The organism is Protofrankia sp. CiP1_Cm_nod2 (assembly GCF_920664355.1).
Classification (GTDB): domain Bacteria; phylum Actinomycetota; class Actinomycetes; order Frankiales; family Frankiaceae; genus Protofrankia.
In genome coordinates this window covers 1-1,671 of record NZ_CAKKTL010000284.1, presented here as the reverse complement: position 1 = coordinate 1,671, position 1,671 = coordinate 1, and the positions used below count along the sequence as shown (strand labels likewise).

Sequence of the window (1,671 nt, the reverse complement as noted above, 5' to 3'; positions counted from 1 at the left end):
GGCGCCGGCACGTCACCGCTGGATCAGAGGCTCGCGTGGACCAGGGCCCGCGCGGGGCTCGCCCGGGTCAGGCCCGCTTCACCGGTACTCGTCCTCGTCGACGTCCACGACGATCTGCTGTTCCGCGGCGTCGTACTCGTCGACCTCCAGCGACGACGGCCACGACGCCGTGAGCGGCAGCGGATCGCGTGTCAGGACCTCGCGCGCCTGCTCCGCAGCGTCCGCGTCGGACACGTCGGGACGGTCGAGAACGTCATGCACGTCGAGCGGAAGATCCGTCGGTGAGGTCATGGCTTTCTCCTGTCAGCGCCTACGGACTGTGATCCTCTGTACTCTTGCGTTGGCCCTACCGCCGTTTTGGAACCTTCCACCTGGGCGCCGGGCGTACCTGCCGAAGTGGGAAAAGATTGCCGTGTTCTTCGACTCGGTCCGGCACGTCGCCCACCATGAATACCAGCTCATCCGGCCGTGGGCAGGCAACGGCCCGGCCACGGAGCAACCAGGATGGAAACGGTCGGTACAGTAGTGCGCACGGAGAGTGTGCAGAGTGTGGAATTGTGTCGCGATCGTCGTGCGGTGGTTCCCGGGGTCGGGCACTGTCGCTCGTGGCGTACGTCCGTCCGCGATTCGTTCGCCTTTTGTGTCCACATGGCTTCCTTACCCCTCGACGTTGGGAGACCATTGTGGAAGGAGTGTGTTCGCCGGCTGCGGAGCGCGGCCCGCTGGGCCGTGTCCGCCAGTGCGGACGCCTGATCCGGCGCTGTCGTGATCCGGCGCTGTCACCGCCGCGGTATGCCGGTCGGGACAACCCATGAACACGCTCACACTCACAGTAAGGGGCGGGCATGCGGTCGATCTGGAAAGGCGCGATCTCCTTCGGTCTCGTCCGGATTCCGGTCCGGCTCTACCCGGCCACCGAGGACCGGGACGTCTCCTTCCACCAGGTCAGGCGCTGGGACGGGTCCCGCATCCGCTACAAGCGGGTCGCGGCGGCGGACGGCGCCGAAGTGCCCTACTCGGAGATCGCCAAAGGCTACGAGCTGCCCTCCGGGGAGACCGTCGTGCTCACCGACGACGACTTCGCGCACCTGCCGCTGCCCACCTCCCGCACGATCGACGTGCTGGAGTTCGTCCCGCTGGCACAGGTCGACCCGATCTACTTCGCCAGGAGCTACTACGTCGAGCCCGACCGCGGCGGGGTCAGGTCGTACGTGCTCCTGCGCGACGCGCTCGGCGGCTCCGGCCGGGTCGCGCTCGTCAAGATCGCCCTGCGGCAGCGGGAGCAGCTCGCGACCCTGCGGATACGCGGCGACGTGCTCGTCCTGTCGACGATGCTCTGGCCGGACGAGGTGCGCCGGCCGGACTTCCCGTTCCTGGACGAGGAGGTGCGTGTCGGCCCGCAGGAACTGGTCATGGCGCAGACGCTGATCGAGTCGTTGTCCGACGACTTCGACCCGACCCCCTACACCGACGGTTACCGGCAGGCCCTGCAGGCCGTCATCGACGCGAAGGTGTCGGGCAGCGACGTGGTGACCCCGCCGGTCGAGAACGAGACGGCCACCTCCGCGGACGACCTGGTGGCCGTCCTCGCCGCCAGCGTGGCGCGGGCCCACCGCGACCGGCCGCCCGCCGGCGCCGGCCGGGGTACCGGCCGCCCGGCCAGGTCCGCCG

At 69.2% G+C, this 1,671-nt stretch carries 2 protein-coding genes; one reads left to right on the top strand and one right to left on the bottom strand.

The annotated features are described in order from the left end of the window. Positions 1-78: 78 nt before the first annotated feature. The gene (locus tag NBW84_RS21685; RefSeq protein WP_250286906.1) at positions 79-291 is read right to left on the bottom strand and encodes a hypothetical protein; all 213 of its coding nucleotides are present in this window, start codon (positions 289-291) and stop codon (positions 79-81) included. A 554-nt stretch (positions 292-845) separates the two neighbouring features. Between NBW84_RS21685 and ku the strand changes: the two genes are divergently transcribed. Further along, the coding region (gene ku, locus NBW84_RS21680) for a non-homologous end joining protein Ku (protein WP_250286904.1) at positions 846-1,671 on the top strand (826 nt) is incomplete at its 3' end.